General features: G+C 51.2%; 20 protein-coding genes. 4 read left to right on the forward strand and 16 right to left on the reverse strand.

What is annotated here, in order from left to right; genetic code table 11:
• Nucleotides 1-465 precede the first annotated feature (465 nt).
• Both H8K43_RS15645 and H8K43_RS15650 read left to right on the forward strand, forming a co-directional pair.
• Nucleotides 466-1,260 carry a type 2 periplasmic-binding domain-containing protein gene (locus tag H8K43_RS15645; RefSeq protein WP_186904693.1) on the forward strand — a complete coding sequence of 265 codons (795 nt, stop codon included), beginning with the start codon at nucleotides 466-468 and terminating at the stop codon, nucleotides 1,258-1,260.
• Nucleotides 1,261-1,350: 90 nt separating this feature from the next.
• Nucleotides 1,351-1,653: a single-stranded DNA-binding protein gene (locus tag H8K43_RS15650; protein WP_186904694.1), complete on the forward strand. Its 303-nt coding sequence runs from the start codon at nucleotides 1,351-1,353 to the stop codon at nucleotides 1,651-1,653.
• 46 nt (nucleotides 1,654-1,699) lie between these two features.
• Here the strand turns inward: H8K43_RS15650 and H8K43_RS15655 are convergent, their stop codons facing one another.
• Entirely contained in the window at nucleotides 1,700-2,911 is a 1,212-nt protein-coding gene (locus tag H8K43_RS15655) for a hypothetical protein (RefSeq protein WP_186904695.1), read from the reverse strand.
• A gap of 209 nt (nucleotides 2,912-3,120) precedes the next feature.
• Entirely contained in the window at nucleotides 3,121-5,481 is a 2,361-nt protein-coding gene (locus H8K43_RS19210; protein WP_186904696.1) for an NHL domain-containing protein, read from the reverse strand.
• A gap of 285 nt (nucleotides 5,482-5,766) precedes the next feature.
• Between H8K43_RS19210 and H8K43_RS15665 the strand changes: the two genes are divergently transcribed.
• Nucleotides 5,767-6,990, forward strand: a complete 1,224-nt coding sequence (locus H8K43_RS15665; RefSeq protein ID WP_186904697.1) for a GGDEF domain-containing protein — start codon at nucleotides 5,767-5,769, stop codon at nucleotides 6,988-6,990.
• 129 nt (nucleotides 6,991-7,119) lie between these two features.
• Here H8K43_RS15665 and H8K43_RS15670 read toward each other — a convergent pair whose 3' ends face one another.
• Nucleotides 7,120-7,251, reverse strand: coding sequence for a DUF3149 domain-containing protein (locus tag H8K43_RS15670; RefSeq protein ID WP_222611070.1), 132 nt, complete (start codon nucleotides 7,249-7,251; stop codon nucleotides 7,120-7,122).
• Nucleotides 7,252-7,762: 511 nt separating this feature from the next.
• Here H8K43_RS15670 and H8K43_RS15675 point away from each other — a divergent pair.
• The gene (locus H8K43_RS15675; protein ID WP_186904699.1) at nucleotides 7,763-8,914 is read left to right on the forward strand and encodes a GNAT family N-acetyltransferase; all 1,152 of its coding nucleotides are present in this window, start codon (nucleotides 7,763-7,765) and stop codon (nucleotides 8,912-8,914) included.
• Here the strand turns inward: H8K43_RS15675 and H8K43_RS15680 are convergent.
• The 13 genes from H8K43_RS15680 to H8K43_RS15740 all read right to left on the reverse strand — a co-directional run bounded on the left by H8K43_RS15680 (nucleotide 8,888) and on the right by H8K43_RS15740 (nucleotide 24,307).
• Nucleotides 8,888-9,748, reverse strand: coding sequence for a methionyl-tRNA formyltransferase (locus tag H8K43_RS15680; RefSeq protein WP_186904700.1), 861 nt, complete (start codon nucleotides 9,746-9,748; stop codon nucleotides 8,888-8,890). The genes H8K43_RS15675 and H8K43_RS15680 overlap by 27 nt on opposite strands.
• Before the next feature lie 40 nt (nucleotides 9,749-9,788).
• The gene (gene pssA / locus H8K43_RS15685; protein WP_186904701.1) at nucleotides 9,789-11,147 is read right to left on the reverse strand and encodes a CDP-diacylglycerol--serine O-phosphatidyltransferase; all 1,359 of its coding nucleotides are present in this window, start codon (nucleotides 11,145-11,147) and stop codon (nucleotides 9,789-9,791) included.
• 93 nt (nucleotides 11,148-11,240) lie between these two features.
• Complete coding sequence (locus tag H8K43_RS15690) at nucleotides 11,241-11,846, reverse strand: class I SAM-dependent methyltransferase (protein ID WP_186904702.1); 606 nt, start codon at nucleotides 11,844-11,846, stop codon at nucleotides 11,241-11,243.
• A gap of 26 nt (nucleotides 11,847-11,872) precedes the next feature.
• Entirely contained in the window at nucleotides 11,873-13,438 is a 1,566-nt protein-coding gene (gene ubiB / locus H8K43_RS15695) for a ubiquinone biosynthesis regulatory protein kinase UbiB (protein WP_186904703.1), read from the reverse strand.
• Entirely contained in the window at nucleotides 13,435-14,007 is a 573-nt protein-coding gene (locus H8K43_RS15700; protein ID WP_186904704.1) for a ubiquinone biosynthesis accessory factor UbiJ, read from the reverse strand. Before H8K43_RS15700 ends, ubiB begins: the two co-directional genes overlap by 4 nt.
• 242 nt (nucleotides 14,008-14,249) lie before the next feature.
• The gene (locus tag H8K43_RS15705; RefSeq protein WP_186904705.1) at nucleotides 14,250-15,179 is read right to left on the reverse strand and encodes a Tim44 domain-containing protein; all 930 of its coding nucleotides are present in this window, start codon (nucleotides 15,177-15,179) and stop codon (nucleotides 14,250-14,252) included.
• Nucleotides 15,180-15,199: 20 nt separating this feature from the next.
• Nucleotides 15,200-15,934 (reverse strand): bifunctional demethylmenaquinone methyltransferase/2-methoxy-6-polyprenyl-1,4-benzoquinol methylase UbiE, encoded by a 735-nt coding sequence (gene ubiE, locus H8K43_RS15710; protein ID WP_186880416.1) that lies wholly within the window; start codon nucleotides 15,932-15,934, stop codon nucleotides 15,200-15,202.
• Nucleotides 15,935-16,053: 119 nt separating this feature from the next.
• Nucleotides 16,054-16,647: a TonB family protein gene (locus H8K43_RS15715; protein WP_186904706.1), complete on the reverse strand. Its 594-nt coding sequence runs from the start codon at nucleotides 16,645-16,647 to the stop codon at nucleotides 16,054-16,056.
• Entirely contained in the window at nucleotides 16,631-17,047 is a 417-nt protein-coding gene (locus H8K43_RS15720) for a gamma-butyrobetaine hydroxylase family protein (protein WP_186904707.1), read from the reverse strand. The genes H8K43_RS15715 and H8K43_RS15720 overlap by 17 nt, the downstream gene beginning before the upstream one ends.
• A gap of 5 nt (nucleotides 17,048-17,052) precedes the next feature.
• Nucleotides 17,053-17,505 carry an HIT family protein gene (locus tag H8K43_RS15725; protein ID WP_186904774.1) on the reverse strand — a complete coding sequence of 151 codons (453 nt, stop codon included), beginning with the start codon at nucleotides 17,503-17,505 and terminating at the stop codon, nucleotides 17,053-17,055.
• On the reverse strand, nucleotides 17,505-21,482 hold the full coding sequence (locus H8K43_RS15730; RefSeq protein WP_186904708.1) for a DUF3683 domain-containing protein: 3,978 nt from the start codon (nucleotides 21,480-21,482) through the stop codon (nucleotides 17,505-17,507). The genes H8K43_RS15725 and H8K43_RS15730 overlap by 1 nt, the downstream gene beginning before the upstream one ends.
• A 393-nt stretch (nucleotides 21,483-21,875) precedes the next feature.
• On the reverse strand, nucleotides 21,876-22,316 hold the full coding sequence (locus H8K43_RS15735) for a BLUF domain-containing protein (RefSeq protein WP_186904709.1): 441 nt from the start codon (nucleotides 22,314-22,316) through the stop codon (nucleotides 21,876-21,878).
• Nucleotides 22,317-23,014: 698 nt separating this feature from the next.
• The gene (locus H8K43_RS15740; protein WP_186904710.1) at nucleotides 23,015-24,307 is read right to left on the reverse strand and encodes a haloacid dehalogenase-like hydrolase; all 1,293 of its coding nucleotides are present in this window, start codon (nucleotides 24,305-24,307) and stop codon (nucleotides 23,015-23,017) included.
• Nucleotides 24,308-24,407: the final 100 nt, after the last annotated feature.

Raw genomic sequence — 24,407 nt, forward strand, 5'->3', positions numbered from 1 at the left:
CTTTTCCTCGGTTTTCTGCTGTTTGCACAGCACACAGGCATGCTGTAACGCTCAAGGATGTCAGTCTTCCGCGCAGCAGTCTTGTCATTTGCGACAGAAGCAAAATCACCCTCAGAATATTGCAATAAAAATATCACCATCACATTCAGCTGACAGATGACTTATCCCATGAGAATAGCGCAGACATGCTTACCTGTAGACAATCATCATGCATCAGCAAAATGAGCACAAGCTGGAAACCAGTTCAACAGATTCACATAAGTAAGATTTTTATCAAGCAACTCCCCATAAACTGGATGAACATTCTTAACAATATTTGACAGGACTTTGCGCAGTTATTGCTTATACATCGTGCGATTTCCTGGAAAGTAAAACCTATAATAACAAGGTTACCGATTACTCCGAATCAGTATCAGGCTGCCACCCTGCTTGTACTGAAAGCGCATCTCTCCTTTTTTCTTCAATATGCGTTTACCTCTGAAACTGCTCCTCGCCAGCGGCTTAAGCTTACTGCTGAATGGCGCCTCAGCCGCTGATTTGAAAGCCGGGCTAGGTTATCTTCCATCGCTGGCAGAGAAAAACGGCAGTGGCCCGTTTGTTGATCTGCTCAAGGCCATCGAGGAAGTGTATCCGGAAGTCAGAATCCAGATTGAGGTTTTACCTTTCGCGCGCTCTATGCGCAATATAGAGCTGGGCTTACAAGACTTTCATGCCCCAATGATGGTAAGCCCTTATGTGGATCAGGAAAAGCTGCCCTATCGTTTTGTGAAAAAACCTATGGGTCAGGTTTGCCATGTGCTGTACTCACGAAAAAATGCGACAGTCAGCAAGGAACAATTATTTACCGCAGTCTCCCATACTGTCTATCCTTACCGGATTGAAGTCATACGTGGCGCCAAAGAATTCTTTAATTTCCCCTTTCCAATTGCCGAGGCAACCTACTTTGAAGAAGGAATGAACCGCGTGATCAAAGGACAAAGCGATGCCTTTATCGCCGCACAGGAGGAAGGTGATACGATACTGCGCGGATTATCCGGTAAGGAACAGATACACCGTTCATTATTAGCCTGCTGGGATGACCAGATTGTGATTCCCAAAGGTCCTCATGGGGATGAAGTCGACCGTATCCTGACTGAGGCGTTAAATCGCCTGGAGAGCTCCGGACGACTCAAAAAACTGCGCCAGAAAATACATGGTTCCTACTCTGACTGGCAGACTGGCGTAACTGAAGCGATGTTACCGGTGCCAATAAAAAAATAATCAGCCTGCAACCCGCCTGTGAAGAGATTTGCAAAATAGCGCTATCCATCGTCTAATGCGCGTTATTTAAAAATTTTCAGGAAGAATTCCATGATAGATGGCTTAGTGGCAGGGCGTATGTATGGCATTGCAGAGCAGCGATCTGGCCAGTCAGGCTCTGTGTATGTGACCTGCAAGCTGAAAGTCGCCACTGATGAGGGCGATACCATCATGTGCAATGTGATCACTTTTCAGCAGAACGTACGCAACGCACTGATGGCACTGGGTGATGGTGAAAGCGTATGCCTGTCCGGTGCACTCACGCCCAAAGTCTGGACCGACAAGCAAGGTAACACCCGCCCCGCGATCGATCTGATCGCCCATGCCATACTGAATGCACAGCGCGGGCAATAAAGCCATTCTGTTCTGTCAGCGCCAGTCGATGCGAGTCAAGGTCAGTTCAGTCCATCATAGATGCGCTGACCGGTGTACGCAGTAATTCAGTAAACACTTGCCAGCGCAGCGCAGCATCGGTTTTACCAGCCCGTTTTTCGACAAAGGCCTGCACCGTATCCTGACCCAGGTTGTAGTTAATTACATAGGAACGGTTATGCTCTATAAAGCGCAGGCGCTGCGCAGAGCGGTCTGCATCTGACAGGCTGTACTTCATCAGCATCGAAATTGCCGCTTCACGCCCTATGTCTCCATCGAGATAGCGTTTGGCGACCATATTTCCGGAATAGGATAATTGCTGCAGCACTGCCTGTATCCGGTAATACAGGTCGGCCTTTTCCGGATCTATGCCCGCCAGCGGAAATAAAACCGTCTTTTCAAACTCCATACGTTCATCGTGCGGAAACGCGATTTCTATACCATAGTTGGCGCTGCCTTCTGCCAGAAAAGACATGGGTGAATACAAAGGATAGACCGCATATTCCATCCAGGCTTTTTGCTGCACCATGTCTTGCTCAAGCAGCAAATTGAATACATGGTGGCCAGGATAAGCTTCGTGGCTGGCCAGGTCTATGGCACGACTGATAAACATGGGGAAGTCAGTGTTAACTTCGATCAGACTGCGGTTATTTCCCTTGTACCAGTTATATGCACTCCAGACTTGATTATTGACATAGGCAATTTCAAAACTCTCATTGTCGGGTAAAGCAATATAGCGCCGCGTTCTGGCACGCGCTTCATTCACGGCAGCCGTAAATACGGCATCGAGTTTATCACGCGGAATTTCGAATTGGCGGTTGTAGTCAGACAGCCGTGCATTGAGCTCACCCTGCCCCGGTACCAGCGCATCCAGTTCTGCCAGTGTCGCATCCAGATCGGCTGGCGTCAGCGGCGGGGAAACCGCATCATATAAGGCCAACGATTCCTGATCAAAGGGCAGTAACTGGCCCATCAGTTGCTCTATATATGTCTTCACTGAAGCGATCTGCAGGCGCAAAAACGCCTGCCGCGCACTTTGCTCTGTTTCGATGTCAGTCAGCGCACTGATACGCTCCAATAAACTAGCGGCCTGCTGCTGCAACTGCGTCAGCGGCAACTGCTGCGCCTCATCCCGCCAGGCCTGCGGCCCAATGTAGGCATCGACATAACCAGGATCATGCAAACCGACAGCCAGGACTAAGCGAACATAGGCCTCAGCAATGGAAGAAAGTTCTGACATAGATGGCCCTTAGCAAAAACTGCTGAGTAAAAATGATGGATAAGAAATACTAAATGGGGAAATAATTCCTGGTAAGCATTGTGTATAAAATTACAAAAATTAACAAGTTTTATTCAAACAGCCATATAAAAAAACCCCGTCTGATCACTAAACGGGGTTTTATCTGTGCAGATCAGCTTACAGCTAAGCTGCGCTTTATCAGCGAAGCATCAAGGCAACACGACCCGGAATAATGCTGACTCAGCAGTCACCAGCAAAGAACGGCTGCTTTTATCATAGGCCAGCCCGGATATTCCAGTCAGATTGGCAGGCAGTTTACCGACAGAGGTTAAATAGCTGCCATTACCCACCAAGGTAGTCACATCGCCTTGCGGGGTGATTTTACGAATGACTTCACCTCTGTTATCCATTACATAAAGATTATCCAACTCATCAGCAACCACAGCTCTGGGGCAAAAGAATCTCGCATTTGTGCCGTTGCCATCAACTTTACCTCTTTCACCAGAAGGCGAACCGGCAATAGTAGTAACATCTCCATTCGTAGAAAGTTTTCTGATTCGATTCGAAGCGCAATCTGCAAATACCAGATTAGCTTTACTGTCCGTCGTCATCCCATAAACGCGCCCCAAACCAGCGTTCAATGCTTTCCCATCTGGATAGACCAACACCGGTTTCTTACCTGAATAGTCGTAGTATTGGTGGCCGCCAGCAACGATAGAAACCTGACCATCCGGTCCAATTTTTCGAATCGCATCCTGTTGGCCGACATAAATGCTGCCACTCTTATCCTGAATAACACTCGACGGAAAAGTAAAACTAGCGACAGTAGTGCTGCCATTTTCATTACCTTGCAGAGTCGGCACACCCGCCAGCGTAGTCACTTTTTGATTGGCATCTACTTTACGAATCAGATTATTCGAACTATCAGCGACAAGCACCGAGCCCTCGGCATTCACATAGAGACCTTTGGGTTGATTGAATTTTGCACTTCCCCCCATACCATCCGCAAACGCACCGACAACATTACCACCTGCGACGACCTGAACATTTCCGTTCTTGTCCAATTTATAGATGGCATTAAAATAAGAATCGGACATGAAGATATTACCCGTTGCATCTAATGCCAAACCGTATAAGTAAGAAAATCTGGCCTCCGTCGCTAAGCCAGATCTAAACCCGCTATATGGACTCCCGGAGAAGGTTGTCACAACTCCCGCTGCAGTAATTTTTCTGACTGTCGCATTATAGAATTCAGTCAGATACAAATTATTTTCAGCATCAACCGCTAAACCATTCACATCACTAAACTTTGCAATTGAAAGCGATCCATCCTGGTAGCTGGTCATACTTTCAGCCGATATCAAAGGTATGGATATCAACACAGATAAGTTCATCGCTGCATCAATGGAAAACACTTTGTTTTCCGATGCGCTGGCGATATAGATACGTCCCTTACTATCTACAGTCAAGTCGGTATAGTCCAAGCCCGACATGCCCTTTCCACGCAATTTAAGTAAGGGCTGCACCTGTACATTATTGTCAGTTATCTGCAATTTCACCAAACCACCAAAAACGCTTTCCAAACCATAGATGTCGCCATTACGGCCATCCATAGCCATTGCTACGATATTGAACTGAGTTTTCATGTTCAACAGTTCAACAGCGCCATTTTTGATTCTGTACGTTGATATTGGTGGTACGTAGAAATTGATATAACTATCATCCAAAACCGCATCGGAAAATATAACGCTGCCATCCTTAGTAACGACCAGGCTAGCGATGCGGTTAAAACGCTCGTTACTATTTGGCTTATTGGGCCCAGCTATCGTTGAGACCACTCCATCTGGCGTTATTTTCTTGATGGTGGTATCACTTTCGTCAATCGCATATAAGGTCTCATCCGCCGTAATCACAAGATGGCCTAGACTACCAAAACGCGCATCGCTTCCGGTACCGTCCTTAGGTGTTCCAGCGAAGATGGAGCCAGCCAAGGTGGAGACTGAGCCATCTGGACTTATTTTGCGGATGACCGATCCATCGTTGACAACATACAGATTACCTTTGGAACTCACTACTGCACTGCCTGGACGATATTGCTTCGAAATACTTACCGGACCATCCACCATGCGCCCGTAGTCACCCGCCAACAGGGCAACACCGGCTGCGCGTTGTACCGTCAGGCTCACAGATTTACTGATCTGACCAGCGCTGGCAGTAATAGTCACTGGCGTATCAGCCAGTACGGTACCGGCCAGCGGCGGTATGTATTTCACCTGCGTGCCGCTGGTGCTATCCAGACTGCCGATACCAGCAGGTGAGATACTCCAGGTCACTGCGCTTGTGCTACCTGTAATCTGGGCACTCAACTGCACGCTGCCATCACCCGCTGCGACCGTGCTCACGCTGGAACTGACTGTGACGCTTGGCGTTTGCGTACCGCCATTCGTATTACCATCTGATCCACTGGCACTGCTCCCGCCGCCCCCGCCGCCACATGCACTCAAGCTAAGCGACAATGCAAACATCGCGGCCAGCGTCCAATTCTTCTTCTGTAAATGCTGCTTCCCCACAACTACACCTTTGTTTTTATTGAAAGAGTAAAAAAGTATAACTGATTAGCTTTTTAATCATGTTGAGTCATACATCAAATAACTGAAAAACAACTGCCTGAAACATGCATACAGTTGAGGAGATGATTCAGATTTTGACGTCAAGCGGAGCTTTAGCTTAAATTACATTTGTGCGCGCATTGACTACTTCGGTCATCACAATCCGCAACTACACTTTGTTTTTTGGAATTTCCATGCTGCATTTTTTGATATGATGCGTGCATTCAAATTTCACCTTGCACAGACATGTCCCCGGAACTCGTACACACCATGGTGCTAATGGCCACTGCAATGGCTGCGGGTAATGGTCTGGTCTTGTTTTCGGCTTACCGTAGCTTTCCTAAAGATGTACAGGGACTAGGTTACTGGTGTTTGGGTGCTGCAGTTTCCGTATTGATCGGCCCCAGCTATGGCTTGGTCTATGTATTACCGCAGGCATGGGCGCTGATCATTGCCAACTGCATGGTGTTCGTCAGCACCATCGCAATTGTGGCTGGCACGACGCGCTTTTTCAGGCGCGCTATCAACTGGCCAGTCTTACTGAGTTTTTCCGGATCAGCTTACCTGCTTTTGCTCTGGTTTTTGCTGGTGCATGACAATTTTCCGCTAAGGGTGGTGATTGCCGCTTTTTTCCTGTGTACCATGTATGTGGCGCAGGTATTTTTGATACTGCGGCATGGCGACCGCCATTTTTCTTCATACTTTCTGGTCGCGCTGCTACTCATACAGACGCTGGCAATTCTGAATAATGCCTGCCACATATACCAACAGCAAGAAACGCCGTTTGATATTTTCCATGGCGGATTCGCCCATCAATTCTACTTGTACAGCAATACCTTCATGTCCCTGTTAATAGGCGTCGGTATTATGCTCATGAGTACCCATGAATTGCAGAAATGCCTGGTGCAGCGTGCATTAACGGATCCGTTAACCGAGGCGTTAAACCGGCGCGGCTTTGATATCGCCTATCAACAAAAAAATGCAGCCGCAGCCTCGCTTCAAATGCGGCTGAGTGCGCTGGTGATAGACATAGACCACTTTAAAGCGATCAATGACCAGTATGGTCACGGTATGGGTGACCTGGTATTGGTAGATATCGTCAGAACGATACGTGATCATCTGAAGCCAGATGATGTGCTGGCACGCTTCGGCGGGGAAGAGTTTGTTGTGTTGTCTGCAGTCAGTTCTATTGATACTGCGGTGGCACTGGCAAATGCAATTCAGCGCCAATTAGCACAACAAACAGCACAGCAAACCCAGCCCGACCTGCCCGCCTATACGATCAGCATAGGGATCGCTCTGCAGAAGGATGACGGCCATGCTGAAGCCTTAATCCACGCGGCTGACCGTGCCTTGTATCAGGCGAAAAAGAAGGGCAGAAACAGGGTATGTGTCGAAGGACAAAAGGAATTCGATCCCGTGCTGAGCGATGATGCAAAGTACCAGCAAGCTGCACACAACCCGCTGTAAAAGCGGAGGTGACAGAAACTGAAGATCGCCGGCAAATGCAACTTGCTGTCTGAGGCCAAGGTAATGTACTCAAAAAAACAGGAGGCGATTGCGCCCCCTGCCTGGATATTACCCGCAATATCGCTCTGCTTACTTGTTAGCCCGCATTTCTTCCTGGACGTGCCTCTTAAACATATTGAAGAAAAACACCCCCATGAACAGCACAAAAAGTATCACGCCCAGGCTCATCAGACCATAATCAGTAGAAAACAAATCTAACATCAGTTTCATCGCTCACCTCGGTAAATAGTGGAGTAAACAATCCTGGCAATCTGGGCCTGTCAAATCACCTTTTCGCAAAGACGGGAATAAAGCTTGCATGCCGGATCACTGTGAGTATGCGGTGTCAGCCCTGACTAGCCTTGATGCTGCTCAACGCAGCTGAGTAAATTGAGTATTTCTCTGTGCACTATATTGCATCAACCCGGCATTGGTCTGACAGCGACAGTCGGTTCACAGACAGCGCCTTCACCTTTATGCCTACACTACATACCAGTCAGACTTCAGTTTGGAAAATCTATCCTCACTACCTGGTTTTACACCCTGTTCAGCGTGCCTGCTCATGCAATAGCGAACAGACCAGTTCAGAACTTTACTCAATTAATTACGCTGAAATTAGTTGCCTGAAACAAAAAACCATGGCATAAGCTAAGTCCTTGTAACGCAGTGTAGCAAGTAAGTTTCCAAATAAACATACATCAAATCCGTTGTTTGCTTGAATGAATCCGTCCGCATGAGCCATTTACAGAAAAAGATAATCCGATCCGAAGCTGACTTCGATGCGCTGGCAGATGCCTGGCGCAAACTGGAGGCTCAGGTGGCAGATTTGCTACCGTTTCAGACCTATGACTGGAACCGGGTCTGGTGGACTCATTTCGCTCAGAGGTCCGGCTGGCGTAAAGATGAATTGCTGATTTGCGCGCTGTTTTCCGGCCAGGATCTGGTCGCCGTGCTGCCACTTACCAATATCCATATCGGCACCCATTATTTTTATCTCTACCGTTATGTGCGTCCCTTTGGCGCAGATCCAAATCTGACCGAACTGCGCCTGCCGCTAAGCCTGCCGCAATATCGCGAACGGGTGTTGCGGTGTTGGGAAGAAATTTCCAGTGAAGAGCTATTCGGACTGACGGAATTTCAATTGGTACAGGACGCAGAGTCAGCACAACACTTCCTGCAAAATAATCATGCATTACATCCGCTGAGCAGCCGCCCCATCCCTAACTTTATCCTGCATCTGGGGACGGACTGGGATAGTTTTAAATCTCAGTTAAAGCGCAATATCAAGGAATCGCTGCGGCGCTGCTATAACTCGCTGAAACGCGATCAGCTGGAACCGGAATTCTGTGTGCTGCAAGGGCGTGAACAAATCCTGCCGCTGTTACCGCTGTTTTACCAATTGCATGGCATGCGCGCAGCAGCCAGTGACACCATACAGCATCCCGACTATTTCGCCGCGCCGCGTCATCAGGCACTGCTGCAAGGCTTGCTCAACAGTCCGTTTTCGGAACGCTGCCTGTTACTGGCCTTGAAACTGAACGGCAAGATAGTCGCGCTCAGACTGGCCTTTCGCATGGAGCAGCAAGTCTATCTGTATTATTCGGGCTATGATCTGAACTACGGCCAGTACAGTGTGATGACCACCCTGGTCGCGGAGACCATACAATGGGCTATCCGTTGCGGCATCCCGGCCATCAATTTATCTGTCGGCGAGGATGTATCGAAAACCCGTTGGGGACCGGAACAAGTCGATTATCTGGAATTTCATTGCGTGAAGAACAGCCCTTGGCGCCGGCTGGTAGCAGAACAAATCTACAGGCTGAAACAATGGCGTAAAACAAGGCAAAACAAGCTGACACTACAAAGCATGGGCATTGCGGGTTAAACCCTGGTCCGGCAGATAGCGCCAGTCCTGTAAAGCCAGATAGCCATCAGCACAAGCCAGTACCAGCGTATTCCCTGCGTGATGTACCAGGCTGCCAGCGAGCAGATTATGGTCACCGGGCCAGGCACTGGCTTGCAGCACCTGGATTTTTTGTCCCTGAAAACGGGTATAACAGCCGAGCTCGCCAAAAGCGCGTAACTGACGCCGGATATGCGCGACGCTGCTACTGCAATCCAGCGTCTGCTCTTCCATACTGAACATGGGCCAGTATTCGCCCTCATCCTGAATTTGCGCATCACGCCATAACTGGCTGAATCTGGCCACAACCCTGGTCGCCAGCACTTGATTGGCAATCTGTATTTTCAGGTGCAGGGTTTCATGCGTATCGTACTCATCGAGTGCAAACCTTTCAGCGTCCAGCACTGCGCCAGTGTCATAGCCCGCATCGATACGGTGGCAGCTCACCGCCCACGAACGATGTCCGCGCAGGATGGCCTGAATCAGCGGATACGGACCGCGTCCGACCGGCAGCGGCGAAGGATGGAAATTCACGGCATACGGCAGATAAGCCCGCCAGTCGGGAATTTTATAGTTGTAGCTGGCGACGATCAGAACCTCACATCCAGTATCTGCCAGGCTCTGCAAATCGGCAGTCTGTATACGATTCAATTGCAACGGAATACTCTGCAAGGCCGCCAATGCAGTCAGTTGTTGATTACTGCCCGAGACCTCCGTGGCTAACTGGCTAAACACTTTGAGCAAAGTCCAGCCTGCGGCTTGCAGACTTTCCAGTACGCCGATATTTCTGTCACAGCCAACAAATGCAAAACGCATCGCTTACTCCTGTTCAGCGCATATCTGGCAAGGTGCAAGCCTATAACACCCGGTAAGCCAGGCGATCCAGCCTTACCGTACTCAGACGTCCAAGTAATTTACTCACATCCGCCGGATAATCACGGATTTTTTCGAGTTGCTGATAATCGTGAATCTGGCTGGTATGCTGCAAAATGCTGTTCAGTTCCTGTTGCAGCTGTGGCTGCAATTCATGCTGAGGATCGTGGATCAGCAAGGCATTTTCCAAATCCAGCCGGAAGGCGCGTGGATTCAGGTTATTGCCGGTCATCAGCGCATAATCCTCGTCTATCCACATGCCCTTGAGATGATAGCTATTCGTCCCCTCACGCCACAGATGCAGACGCAGGCGCTCTGCCTGGATATCTTTCTGATGCGACTTGGCAAAGCGCCGTAAATTGGCCTCGTACAGATACGGCAATGCGGAAATCACTTTGAAGGGTTCTTCCGGCGGTATATAAAAATCGTTCGCGGTTTTATCACCGACGATCACATCCACTTTCACGCCACGTTTTAAGGCGCGGTTGATTTCACGGGTAATCGCAACTGGAAAATTGAAATACGGGGTACAGATACAAATGCTTTGCTGGCTATTAGCGATCAACTGGCAGATCACGCGGTTTAAGGGATTGTTTTTCCCCACGCCGACTAAGGGCGTCACCGACAATTGCTGCGCATGCCGCTCCAGCCCGGATGGAAAATGATAGCGTGCTTTTTTGAGACTGGCACGAAAGCTGCGGATTTCCGGACGTATCTGTTTAGTCGCAGGATAGCCTGCTTTATCCAGTCTGTGTACAGCTGAAGCGGATAGCAAATGCTGACGGATAAAGTCCACCATGGAATTCGCGAGCACGGCATTCTGTATCAGCAAATAGCGGTCATGCCGATATTTATCAAACTGATGCAGGTAGACATTGTTCAGGCTGGCACCACTGTAGATGACCAGATCATCAATCACAAAGCCCTTGAGATGCAGCACACCAAACAATTCGCTGGTCTGCACCGGGATGCCATAGACCGGCACCTGGGTCGCGCTGTGACTGCTGATGCGCTGATACCAGGCGGCGTTACCGGCACTGACACCCGTCTGTTTTTTTTCACCGATTAAACCACGCTGCGCGCGGTGCCAGTCCACCATCACGGCGATATCCAATGCCGGACGCGCAGCTTTGGCAGCATGTAGCGCCGCCAGTATTTCCGCTCCGGCTTCGTCATTCTGCAGATACAGACTGCACAGGTAAATCCGGTTTTTTGCATGCGCAATCTGCTGCAGCAATTCCTGCTTATAGGCAGCAGCACTCAGCAAAGTCCGGACTTTGCCCGCATCCAGTGCTATCGCTGGCAACTGATCTAAGTTTGAACGTGGTCGTAGAAATCGCATCGGGAAGTGTGGCTGATAAAAACAGAAAGATAGTAGCACTACCTGCGCTGGCTTCCTAGCAAGCGCTGCCCGCTAAGCATCAACAAAACTCACTTATATCCGGCGCCAGACTTGCCAGCGCTCTTTACCACCGAATACCTCCAGTGCATCGAGCGAAGCCTGATCCAGCTCTAACTGAAAATAAGGCGACATCATTTGCATCAGGCTGTCGGCATGCGTCAAAAATGGCGGCCCTTTGGGTGAGTGCAGTGGGTTCTCATCGAGGTAAAAATAACCCGCCAGCGTGGCGCCGGCCGGCAATAGCTCTGCCCAGCGCTGAACGATGCGTGGCCGGAATTCAGGTGGCAATGCGCAAAAAAAAGCACGCTCGTAGATCAATGCCAATGGCTGAGCGGGCGTAAATTCAAAAAAATCTGCCTGCGTCACCAGCTTTGCCCACGGGCCAAGCACTTGCTGCGCACTGTGTACCGCAGCCGCAGAAAAATCAATGGCCTCTACCTGCCAGCCTTGCTGCGCCAGGAATCCTGCTTCATACGCATTGCCGCAGCCGGGTATCAGCACGCTGCCAGCCTCACTTTGCGCGATGAATTGCCGGAATTGCTGAGGCACAGCGCCTTTGTCCCAGGGTGTGAATTGCTGCTCAAAGCGCTCATCCCAGAAGGCTGGCTGGCGCGCATCACGTTGCAGAAAGTTTGACATAGTGGCAGCGTCCCTGACTGAGAGGTTCAGGCCAAAAAGTACCAGTGGTAGAGCAATTGTGCGGCGATCACACCCGCCAGCAAGCCTCCGGCAAAATAAATGATAGTACGCAGCAGGGTATTGGTTGCCCTTTGTTCTGCCAGCAAAGCAGCCAGCATCTGATGATCCTGATTACCCTCTGCCATCCGGCTCAGGGCCTGATGCGCGAGACGTGGCAATTGCGGGAAGATATGGCTGTAGCGTGGCGCCTCGTCTTTGAGTTTATCGAGCAGCCCACGCCAGCCTACCTGTTCACTCATCCAGCGCTCCAGATACGGCTTGGCGGTTTTCCATAAATCCAGATCCGGATCGAGCTGACGTCCTAAGCCTTCAATGTTCAGCAGCGTCTTTTGCAGCAGTACCAGTTGCGGCTGCACTTCCACATTGAAACGGCGCGAAGTCTGGAACAGGCGCAACAGCACCTGACCAAATGAAATATCTTTCAGCGGACGGTCGAAAATAGGTTCACAACAGGCGCGCACCGCGGCTTCCAGCTCATCAACACGGGTCTCTTTCGGCGCCCAGCCAGATTCGATGTGGGCTTGTGCCACACGTTTGTAATCACGCTGGAAAAAAGCCAGGAAATTCTGTGACAGATAATCTTTATCAAAGTCATTGAGGGTGCCAACGATGCCGAAATCCAGCGCGATATAGCGTCCAAAGGTCGCCGGATCGGTCGATACCAGGATATTCCCTGGATGCATATCCGCATGAAAAAAACCATCGCGGAAAATCTGAGTGAAAAAGATGGTCACGCCATCTCTGGACAATTTGCTGAGATCGACACCGGCTTCACGCAAACGCTCAATCTGGGAAATCGGTATGCCCTTCATGCGCTCCATCACGATCACTGATGAAGAACAGTAATCCCAATGCATTTCGGGCACCAGCAATAAATCGGAATCCATGAAATTGCGACGCAGCTGGCTACCGTTTGCCGCCTCGCGCATCAGATCCAGTTCGTCGTGCAGGTATTTATCGAACTCTGCGACTACCTCTCTGGCCTTGAGGCGCTTGCCATCGGCCCACAAGGCCTCCAGCCAGCTGGCGGCGACCTGCATCAAGGCTACATCTTTATCGATGGTGTCTTTCATCCCCGGACGCAGCACTTTGACCGCGACTTCACGGCCGTCTTTGAGGGTAGCGAAATGCACCTGCGCGATAGAGGCAGACGCGACCGGTATGCGTTCAAAACTGCCGAACAAGGTATCCGGATGGGCGCCCAGTGATTTCTGTATCTGTGCTATTGCCAGATCAGGATCGAAGGAAGGAACGCGATCCTGCAGCTTCGCGAGTTCTTCGGCGATATCCGGTGGCATCAGATCACGCCGGGTGGATAAGACCTGGCCGAACTTCACAAAAATAGGACCCAGATCTTCTAAGGCTTTACGCAGGCGTTCGCCACGTGGCGCCGACAAATCACGCCAAAACAAAGCCGTCTTCAGCAGCTTAAGCAAACCTGGCACTTGCAAGCCGCTGAGCGCGATTTCATCTATGCCATAACGCAGCGTGACACGGATAATTTTAAACAGACGGACAAACTTCAAAATCATGAACGCAACCTTTCCAGTCTTTCGATGCGCTTCATGAGACGCTCGACATCGTCACGGGTTTGTTGAACTTGCTGAGCCAGCTGGCGGGTCAGCTGCGGGCGTACCAGTACGGGTTTTTCTTCGGTGAGATATTCCGCAAGGTTGTGCTGCAGTCGCTGATGTGCCTGCTGTACGTTTGCTATCAAGGATTTACTGCCTGCGACCAGATGGACGGCGGGAATGTCGCCGATCACACGGCTCAGATCGGCCTCAGCATCCCAGCGCAGATGTTCACTGAGTCGGGAAATGGTATTCGCCAGATCAGCATCCCCTTCAATTTTCACATAAGAGAAAGCACGTTCGCGGTTTTGCAGTATCAGCGGCACATCGCTGGCCTGTATCCGTATCGTGACATCAGCCAGCGCATCCGGCGCTACTGCTTCCAGATAGCCATCGACCGCTATCCTCAGGCGGATTTGCAGCATTTGGGTATCAATACAGGCGACCTTACCGGCGTGCGGCAATAACTGCTGCAAAGCCCAGTCTTCGCGTGCTAACAAGTGATTAATAAAGGGAGCAACGGAGATCATAACAGTCCCGGTGGCAGGCTTAATATCCGATATAAGCGGATCTACTCTGCCAGGTATCAATAAAAAAACCGCCCGACAAATGACGGGCGGTCTCCAGTTTAACAGTTTCCGGGCAGGCAGGTCCTGGATCTGTATCAGCTAAGCCCAACTTATTGCTATCAACTTATTGCTATCAACTGATTGCGATCAACTGATTGACAGCGCTTAGCTATGACCTGTCTGCACTACTGCTAAGTGACAGATCAGACTTGCTGTATCCCTGCCAGTACCCAGCCGCCCTGACCATTTGCAGGTTTAGACAGATTCCAGACTTCGGCGAAAGGCTCGGTCGGCGCATTCGCCGCTTCTTTGATCATGCCGGTGAACTTCACGCTGGCCATGTAATCATTGCCTACCTGTTCAATACCCAGCAAATCGGCATCGATGCTGACCACGTCGGTCACATTCGCACTGGCACCACGTTCCTGCAATTGCAATTTCAATTCAGCGAACATTTCACCGGTGGTGAATTCACGCAGATCATTGACATCTGCCTTATCCCAGGCCGCTTGCAAGCGGATGAAATAAGACTTGGAGCTACGCAGGAAACCAGGCACATCGAAATCAGCCGGAATCGTCCAGGAACCCGCATTCGGATCAACTGCAGTCTGGGTCTGGGCTGACTGATAAGCCTGATGATCAGGCTGAGACTGAGGCTGAGACTGACTGAAGCTCTGCGCCTGTGGCACACCGGCATACGCTGGCTGACTGAAGGCGTTCGCCGGTGCCGCTTTATTGCCACGGAACAGACGGAACAGGAAGAAAATCAGGAAACCGATGGCCGCGAACGTCAGCAGCGAACCCAGCATACTGGCGACTGCACCACCCAGACCAAAGTGGGACAACACACCGGCCAGTAAGGCGCCACCGATCAGACCGCCAACGATACCTTTCCATGGAGTCGCTGGTTTAGGCGGCACAGCAGGTGCGGGCGCAGCAGCTGGCGCACCTGGCTTAGCCTGATTGGCCGCATTACCCGGATTCGCAGGTGCAGCCGGCGTCGCCTGGCGCGACACATTTTGTGACTGGCGTCCGGAAGACCCACCGCCGCCCAGGCGTTTAGCATCAGCATCCGTCACCGTCATTGCTAAGGTGCTGGCGACCATGACCATGGCGAGTAAAAATTTCTTCATTGCTGTGACTCCTTCACTTCTTAAAGTTTGATACCGGTGTGTAATGCGGCCACACCTGCCGTCAAATTGAAATACTGTACTTTTTCCAGACCGACCGCTTCCATCATGCCTTTCAGCGTTTCCTGATCCGGATGCATACGGATAGATTCCGCCAAATAACGGTAACTGTCTGCATCACCCGCGATTTTCTGTCCCATCCAAGGCAGTATCTTGAATGAATACAGGTCATACGGTTTTTGCAGCACTTCAGGCACCTTAGAGAATTCCAGCACCAGCAATTTACCGCCCGGTTTTAACACCCTGCGCATTTCTGCCAGCGCCTGCTCTTTGTGCGTCATATTACGCAAACCGAAAGCAACCGTGACGCGGTCAAAATAATTATCCTGGAAAGGTAATTTCTCTGCATCGCACAGTAAAGTGGGGGTGATCAGTCCTTTATTCAAGAGGCGGTCGCGTCCTACACGTAACATCGACTCATTAATATCGGTATGCCAGACTTCGCCAGTCTTGCCCGCCTGCTTCACAAATTCTTTGGTCAGGTCACCGGTACCACCGGCGATATCCAACACTTTGAAGCCGGGACGCACGCCGGCCTGGGCGATGGTGAAGATTTTCCAGATGCGGTGCAAGCCACCAGACATCACGTCATTCATGATGTCGTATTTGGCCGCCACAGAATGGAAAACTTCCGCAACCTTATGTACTTTTTGATTTTCTTCGACTGTGGTGTAACCGAAATGGGTGGTATTGCTCATAATTTCTGACTCCTTTGCGATGCCGCATTATAGGGGAAGTGCCCGCAAACGGCATGGATTTTGGTCATCTCAACATGTATCCGGGGCACTGGCCGCAGCCCGAGGCGCTGCACAGCAGCCTACTCTGCGCGCTGAGGTAAGGCGATACTGCGTACCTGGAAACGCCCATCATCGTTGAACAGCCAGGTTTCAGATAGCTCCAGTCTGGCGCCACGAATTAATTTAGCTGGCGGTTTGGCAAACGGTGCAGCCTGACGCAGGCTTTGCATGGCGCGCTGTTCAGCGTAACGATCGCCGTTACCGCGTAACAGTTCCACCCGGTTCAGACTGCCATCGGCATTGATCACATAGCGCAACACGATCACGGCGCGCAGCAAAGGCTGAGGCTGCTCCTGATACACATAAGAAGGGAAACTGGCATAGACGCGCTGTGCCACTTCGCGCTTGTATGCATCTATGCTGGCGGCCTGCGATGGCGCCGGTGGTGGCAGTGATTTCCCTGCTAACTCTGCGGGTGATGCGCTGCCGTTGCCAGTTGCAGCGATAGGACTGGCAGTGCCAGGCACAGAGCCACTGCGACCAGATGGCGCTTCAGTAATGCTGCTGCAAGCGCTCATCAGCAGCAAACCTGCCGCACTGACACTGGCTGTGCGGCCATGGCGCTGCACTTGCCGCTGTCCGGCCTGTAACAGCCGCTTAGTGAGCGCTGCCACAGGAACGTCCTGCACTGATCATGGGCGCATCGCGGCCAGTCTCACCCGGATGCCCTGCTGCCTGCAGCTTTTGCAGATAGTCTTGCCACAGCTGGCTCTGATTTTCGCCTAACCAGTATAAATACTCCCAGGTGAAAATCCCTGAGCTGTGTTCGTCAGAGAATAAGGGGCGCACCGCATAATTCCCAACCGGTTCTATGCCCACCAGACTGACTTCACGCTTACCGGTTTGCAGGGTTTCCTGCCCCACGCCGTGACCACGTACTTCCGCTGAAGGTGAATACACGCGCATCAGCTCAAACGGCAGTACAAAGCTGCGACCATCGTCGAAGCTGATTTCCAGGACGCGCGACTGGGTACGCGCATTGAGTGAAGTAGGTTGTGGTTTAGCTGTACTCATCGTTGTTATATGCTGGATAAGCGCTGTTGTATGGCGCGGATCAATTGTGGCAGGCGTTCACGTCTGGCACTCAGAATTTCTTCTGCTGGGCCGCTGGTCTGTGCTGCGGCCCAGACCGGATTCGGAAAATGAGTGTCATCCAGATAGCGCGGTATCACATGCCAGTGCAAATGCGGCACCATATTACCAAAACTGGCCAGATTGATCTTATGCGGCTGCAGCACTTCACGCTGTGCCGCTTCCACCTGCCACACCACCTGCATGATTTCCTGCCGTTCCGCCTCAGACAAATCGGTCATTTCTTTGACGTGCTGATTCCAGATCACGCGGCAAAAGCCTGGATAATTCACATCATCCACCAAAATCACACGCCAGTTAGCGCTGCTTACAATAAGCTGCGCCTGAGTAGCCGCACATAATTCACAGCCGGGCACGGCTTCATGCTGAACAGACTGCATCACACCAATACCCTTTCAATTCCGCCGTTATTCGCTTTTTCCACATACTCGGGCAACCAGTTCTCACCCAGTATATGTTTCGCCATTTCGACCACGATGTAATCTGCCTCAGTGCCGCTGTCGTCGTTATAGCGCGACAGGCCTTGCATACAGGATGGGCAGGAGGTAAGAATTTTCACATCACCGCTGAAGCCATCCGCGCGCAGCTTATCGGCACCGCGCTGCATTTCACCTTCTTTGCGGAAGCGTATCTGAGTAGATATGTCAGGACGGCTGACTGCCAGCGTGCCAGACTCACCGCAGCAGCGTTCGTTTTTCTCTATCTTCTGCGTACCATTGGCAGCTGGAATCAGCGCGTTCACTGTCTTCAGCGGGTCCTGTAACTTCATCGGCGTATGGCAGGGATCGTGATACATGTAACGGGTGCCGGTCACGCCTTCCAGACGTACATTTTTCTCCATCAGATATTCATGGATATCGATAATGCGGCAACCCGGGAAAATTTTATCAAACTCATAGGTCGCGAGCTGGTCATAGCAAGTACCGCAAGACACCACCACCGTTTTGATATCCAGATAATTGAGCGTATTCGCCATGCGATGAAACAGCACGCGGTTATCCGTCATCATTTTCTCTGCCTTATCAAACTGGCCGTTACCACGTTGCGGATAGCCGCAGCACAGATAGCCAGGTGGCAGCACCGTCTGCACACCGACATTCCACAACATCGCCTGCGTCGCCAGACCTACCTGTGAGAACAGACGTTCCGAGCCACAGCCGGGGAAGTAAAACACGGCTTCGGTATCAGCATTGGTGGTGTGCGGATTACGGATAATCGGCACCACTTTATCATCCTCAATATCAAGCAAAGCGCGCGCAGTTTTCTTAGGCAGATTGCCCGGCATTTTTTTATTGATGAAGTGGATGACCTGCTCTTTGACCGGTGCGCGGCCTACCGTTGCGGGTGGCGCCTTAGTCTGCTTTTTCACCACTTTCTTCAGTAAATCATGACCGAAGCGCTGCGCTTTATAGCCCAGCCCTACCATGACCTGACGGGTCGCATTAATCGTGGCCGGGTCAGTCGCATTCAGGAAGAACATCGCAGCCGAGGTACCCGGATTGAATTTTTTTTGTCCCATTTTGCGCAGCAAATTGCGCATATTCATGGATACATCACCAAAGTCGATATCCACCGGGCAGGGGTTCACGCATTTGTGGCAGACCGTGCAGTGATCGGCCACATCCGAGAATTCATCCCAGTGTTTGATCGAGATGCCACGCCGGGTCTGCTCTTCATACAGGAAGGCTTCGACCAGCAAGGAAGTCGCGAGAATTTTGTTGCGCGGCGAATACAGCAGATTCGCGCGCGGCACATGGGTGGCACACACCGGTTTGCATTTACCGCAGCGCAGGCAATCCTTGACGCTGTTGGCGATCGCACCGATATCGCTTTGCTGCATGATCAGCGATTCATGGCCCATCAGACCGAAAGAAGGCGTATATGCATTGCGTAAATCTGCGGCGAACTCGGGCAGATTCAGCAGCTTGCCTTTATTGAAGCGGCCTTCAGGATCGATTCTTTGTTTGTAGCTGCGGAAGTCAGAGATTTCTTCTTCAGTCAGAAATTCCAGCTTGGTGATACCGATACCGTGCTCGCCTGAAATCACGCCATTGAGCGAACGTGCCAGCACCATGATGCGCGCTACCGCATGATGCGCCACCTGCAGCATCGCATAGTCATCCGAGTTCACCGGCAAATTGGTATGCACATTGCCGTCACCCGCATGCATATGCAAAGCGACAAACACACGGCTGCGCAGCACTTTTTTATGCAACGCGACGCACTCATCGAGTATCAGGCGGAATGCAGCGCCGTTAAAAATCTGACGTAAAGGACTGCGTAATTCGTTTTTCCAGGACACGCGTATGGTTCTGTCCTGCACCAGCGAAAACACAGTCGCATCAGGCTGGCGTTGCAGCCTCTCTTCAACATTAGCGGCCAGTTTTTCCAGGCCCAGTTGCAGTAATTCGGACTGCGCTTCACGCAAAGGCTTATCCAGTTGCTGTAATAAATAAGACCAGCGCGCCTGGGTCGCATCGAGTAATGCCTGGGTTTGCAATACCCGGTCTTCCAGCAATTCAGCCGCCGGAATATCGTCACCATCGGCATCCTCACTCTTACCCAGCGGCAGATTGCCTTTGCTGAAAAACGCTTTCAGCTCAGCTAGCATGGCGAGCTTATTTTGTATCGATAATTCGATATTGATACGTTCTATACCATCGGTGTATTCGCCCATACGATTGAGCGGTATCACCACGTCTTCATTAATTTTGAAGGCATTGGTATGCTTGGAAATAGCGGCTGTTTTGGCGCGGTCCAGCCAGAATTTTTTACGCGCTTCCGGGCTCACCGCGACAAAGCCTTCGCCCACGCGGGTGTTCGCGATGCGTATCACTTCCGAGGCGGCGCGTGCCACCGCATCTTCATCATCACCGACGATATCGCCGAACAAGGCCATTTTCGGCAACACGCCACGTTTCGATTTGGTGGTGTAGCCGACTGCTTTCAGATAACGCTCGTCCAGATGCTCCAGACCGGCCAGTATCGCGCCACCCTGCTTGCTTTCGCCATCCAGATAATCTTTGATCTCGACGATGCTAGGGATGGCATCCCTGGCCTGGCCAAAAAATTCCAGACAAACGGTACGTGCGAATTTCGGCATTTTGTGCAAAATCCAGCGTGCTGAAGTGATCAGCCCATCACATCCTTCTTTTTGCACACCCGGCAAGCCAGCCAGGAATTTATCAGTCACGTCCTTACCCAAGCCCTCTTTGCGGAATACCCGGCCCTTGATTTCCAGCTGCTCGGTCTTGAAAGGCTGCTTATCGCCGGGATGGGTCCACTCCAGACGGAATTTCGCCAGCTCCACATCGTGGATTTTGCCCAGATTATGTTCCAGACGCGTGACTTCCAGCCAGTCGCCATTCGGATCAACCATTTTCCAGGAAGCCAGGTTATCCAGCGCGGTGCCCCACAATACGGCTTTCTTACCGCCTGCATTCATCGCCACATTGCCGCCTATGCAGGATGCCTCGGCCGATGTCGGGTCGACTGCAAATACGAAGCCAGCTTTTTCTGCCGCATCCGACACCCGTTTCGTCACCACTCCGGCGCCGGAATAGATGGTTGCATAGTCGCGATCCACACCCGGCAAGCGCGTCATTTCTACCGCTCCCAGGGTTTCCAGTTTTTCCGTGTTAATCACGGCCGACAAAGGCGTGAGCGGAATCGCACCACCGGTATAGCCGGTGCCACCGCCGCGTGGAATGATGGTCAGCCCAAGTTCTATACAAGTCTTGACCAGACCTGCCATCTCGTCTTCGGTATCCGGCGTCAGTACCACGAACGGATATTCGACGCGCCAGTCAGTCGCATCCGTCACATGGGAAACGCGGCTCAGGCCATCAAATTTGATATTGTCTTTGGCGGTATAGCGCGCCAGCAGACGGCTGGCTTTTTTACGCAAATCATAGGTATCACGGAATTCACGCGCAAAATCGGCCACCGCTTTGCGCGCAGCCAGTACCAGCGTTTCCACGCTATTGCTACGCTCGGCATCGTCATCATTCTGGGTATTCAGACGGCGTTTTTCGACTTCCGCCAAACGGTGATTCAGCGCATCAATCAGTGCCTGACGCCGTCCCGGATTATCCAGCATATCGTCCTGCAGATACGGGTTACGGCGCACGACCCAAATATCGCCCAGCACCTCATACAACATGCGCGCAGAACGCCCGGTCTGGCGCTTACCGCGCAACTGATCCAGCAAAGACCATGCATCTTCGCCGAGTAAGCGGATCACAATTTCACGGTCTGAAAAGGAGGTGTAGTTATAAGGGATTTCCCGGACACGGGTAGGTAAAGCGCCCTGCGGCGTCTCGGCATGCAGGGTGGGTATCTGGACTGGAGCGTTCATGTGCGGCGGCTTAGACGATGGCAGACAGCGCAGGCAGGCTGCCGGCAAACCAGCGCCAGCGTACCAACTTGCTTCTGTCTGAGGTTTCTTAAAGGCTTATTCTAACTTATTGCGATGCACCATGCGGCAACAGCCTTGAAGTTTGTACGGCTATGGCCCCATTTTGTGGCATTTGACCAAAGTTTATTCAGCAAAGTACCGCTATTTTGCTCAAAATAATGAAAATTTACCTATCACGCCTAATTCCAAGATGAAATAAACCGTTCAGCTTATGTGCCTTAGGCCAGGATTAAGCAAAACCCGGAAGCAGACGGCCCCCTCTTTCATCCATCTTGTCTCATCGCCACCGCATGCGACCCAATCAACGGCCCGTCAACGGTAACAATGAAAAAATCAAGCGACACAGCGCTTGGAATTTTGCCAGAAGTGCAGTAACAACTTTAAACCAGGCGACACATGAGATGCCCCCTTGAGATTGCTGCGTTCATGGTTCCAGTGCGCCTGGGCAATCGCTTGCAGCTCTGAGGCCGAGCCCTCCGCGAATCCCATCGACCAGGACGAGAAGTGACGCAGGAGTATGGGTTCGCTCACTAACTCACAAATATTTCGATGAGAGAGAGAACGACGAATACGCTCATAGACGAGATCAACTGCGTCTTTAGAACCCTCAAGGTATTGAAAAAAACTACCGTCATTATGCAACAGCACCCCGGTAACATCGCACTTACGATTGAAGGCTCTGGCATCTACAAGTAAAGCATCAATCGCCTCTGGAGTACTTAATCGTTCTGTTGCAGTACTGATGTAGGCTAAGGCATAAAGTTTTTTTGGCATTGTTTTATATAAGCGCGAACGTCGATGGATTCAGGAAGCTCCGCAAACCGCAACATGTCGGGCAAATCAAATGCAACCGGATGGGAGACTGCCACATAGGTTTTCTCAACTACGCAAACACACTAGCCGGACGATGTTCCGGCGAGCTTCACTCTTTACCGTACAATTTGCACTGCCTGAGTCGCTATGATGTTGCCTGCTGGCGAAACGGACATCGTTTGCAGCGTTGCCTCCTAATGCACCAAAGGGTTCTTAGCCTTACCTGCACCAATTTGCGTCAGTTCTGACATAACAACGCAAGACTATGTGTCGGCAAAGCGCCGGAGGATGCAAGCAATCACGCAAATGTTAACAGGCCCTGGTTGATGCAAAGAATTATATGTATATGACTTGCCAAAATACCAGTAAATTTATAAACAGATATGCACTTTCAGCGATTCAATTGAATTTCACGGCCAGTCATGCGCCAGTTGCATCAGACAAACCGTAACAGGAAAACGAAGCAGAATACTGATTGAATGAATGCGTAAGGAAAAGAAGATTTTTGGAATGCATCAGTATAGATTTTGCGTAAAAATACTTAATCACGCATATACACATTCGCGCCTCTGAGACGTGAATCAAAAAAAACCCTCAGCTACCGCAGTGCGCTGAGGGTTTTCTGCAAACCAGCGCCTATGCGCTGACAGCCCGTTAAATTAGCCCAACAAAGCTGCTGCAGTCTTACCTAACTTCAGGGTCGTTTCTACAGGCAACCAGTTACCTGTCGATTCCTGGCGGCCTTGCAGCAGGAAGCGTGGATGCGCTTCTTTCAGTGCGTCGGCGGCGGCTTTGGACAATTCGCCGATTTTGCCTTTTTTCAGGCGGTTGACGATCAGGCCGACTTCGGTTTCCGGGAAGTCGCGCAGCATGTCGTAGTCGCCATCGCTGTCACCCGCAACAAATACCGGGCCATAGCCTTTTTTGGCGACCAGTTCTTGTTTGATCACGATAGTTTTTCCCGGACCCCAGTTCAGTGTCCAGTTTTTGCGATAGGCGTTTTTGTAAACTTCGCCGTCTTGTTCCAGACGCAGGCCGAGTACGTTTTCACGCTTGACGTGGTAACCGTATTTAGGATTGGTGGCGAACTCTGCGACCACATCTTCCAGCGAAGCGGTGCTCACATACACATCGATACCATGATTGCGGAAAGTATCCATCAGTGTCGCCACTTCGGTGCACAGACGTATGCCCTGAGAATGCGAAGCAGTGATCACACCGGCCTTACCAGGCAGAGAAGCCGGGCTGGTGAATTTGGCTTTAACCAGACTCATACCCAGATTGGCGTCATGCGAGGCTTCTGCCAGTTTGCGTACTTCGCTGACGCTCATGTTAGCGAAGAAGTAAATCACCCATGGATAGCCGACATTGACGCCGTGGGTATCATTCACTGCTTCGTACAGGAAGTAGAGCTTGGCGCGGAAGTCGAGGAACTGTTCAGTAGTTGAGATGTCTTCCAGCGTACGGCTGCCGGCCAGACCTTTGTAATTCGCGTGCAGGAAGGCGTAATCGCTGTCGAGATCGGCGCAAATGCTTTCCAGATCGACGACTTTACCGGCCGCATTTTTGAAGTCAGGCGCAAAATTGCCAGCCGGGACATTCTGACGCACTATCGCAGAGAATTCTGCCGGGCTCAGTTTAAAGGCGAGCTGGTTGATCTGGTACAGCAGCAAGGCTTCTTCGCAGTCATTCATGATACTGGTGTTATCCCAGTCAAACACAGCGTAAGGCTTGCGCTTAGGATTATAGGTCTTGCTGGTGATGCCATGCTTAGCGATCAAAGCAGCGATCAGTTCACGATTGCGTGGCGCCCATTTCGCACTGTCCAGGATAACGGCCGGTACGGCCGCGGCTACCGGACGCGCCAGCGCTGGAGCTGCCAGTGTGGCACCAGCTGCCGTTGCCATCAATCCCTGAATAAAGCCACGACGTGGTTTGTCTGTGTGTTGCATCGTTATGATCCTTTAATAGATAGTGAAACGAAATACTGACCAGCGCATCCACGCTGACCGACTATATGAGTAACCCGCGAGTATGTCAGCGATTCATGAC

Source organism: Cognatundibacterium curvum (genome assembly GCF_014284235.1).
Classification (GTDB): Bacteria; Pseudomonadota; Gammaproteobacteria; order Burkholderiales; family Burkholderiaceae_D; genus Undibacterium; species Undibacterium curvum.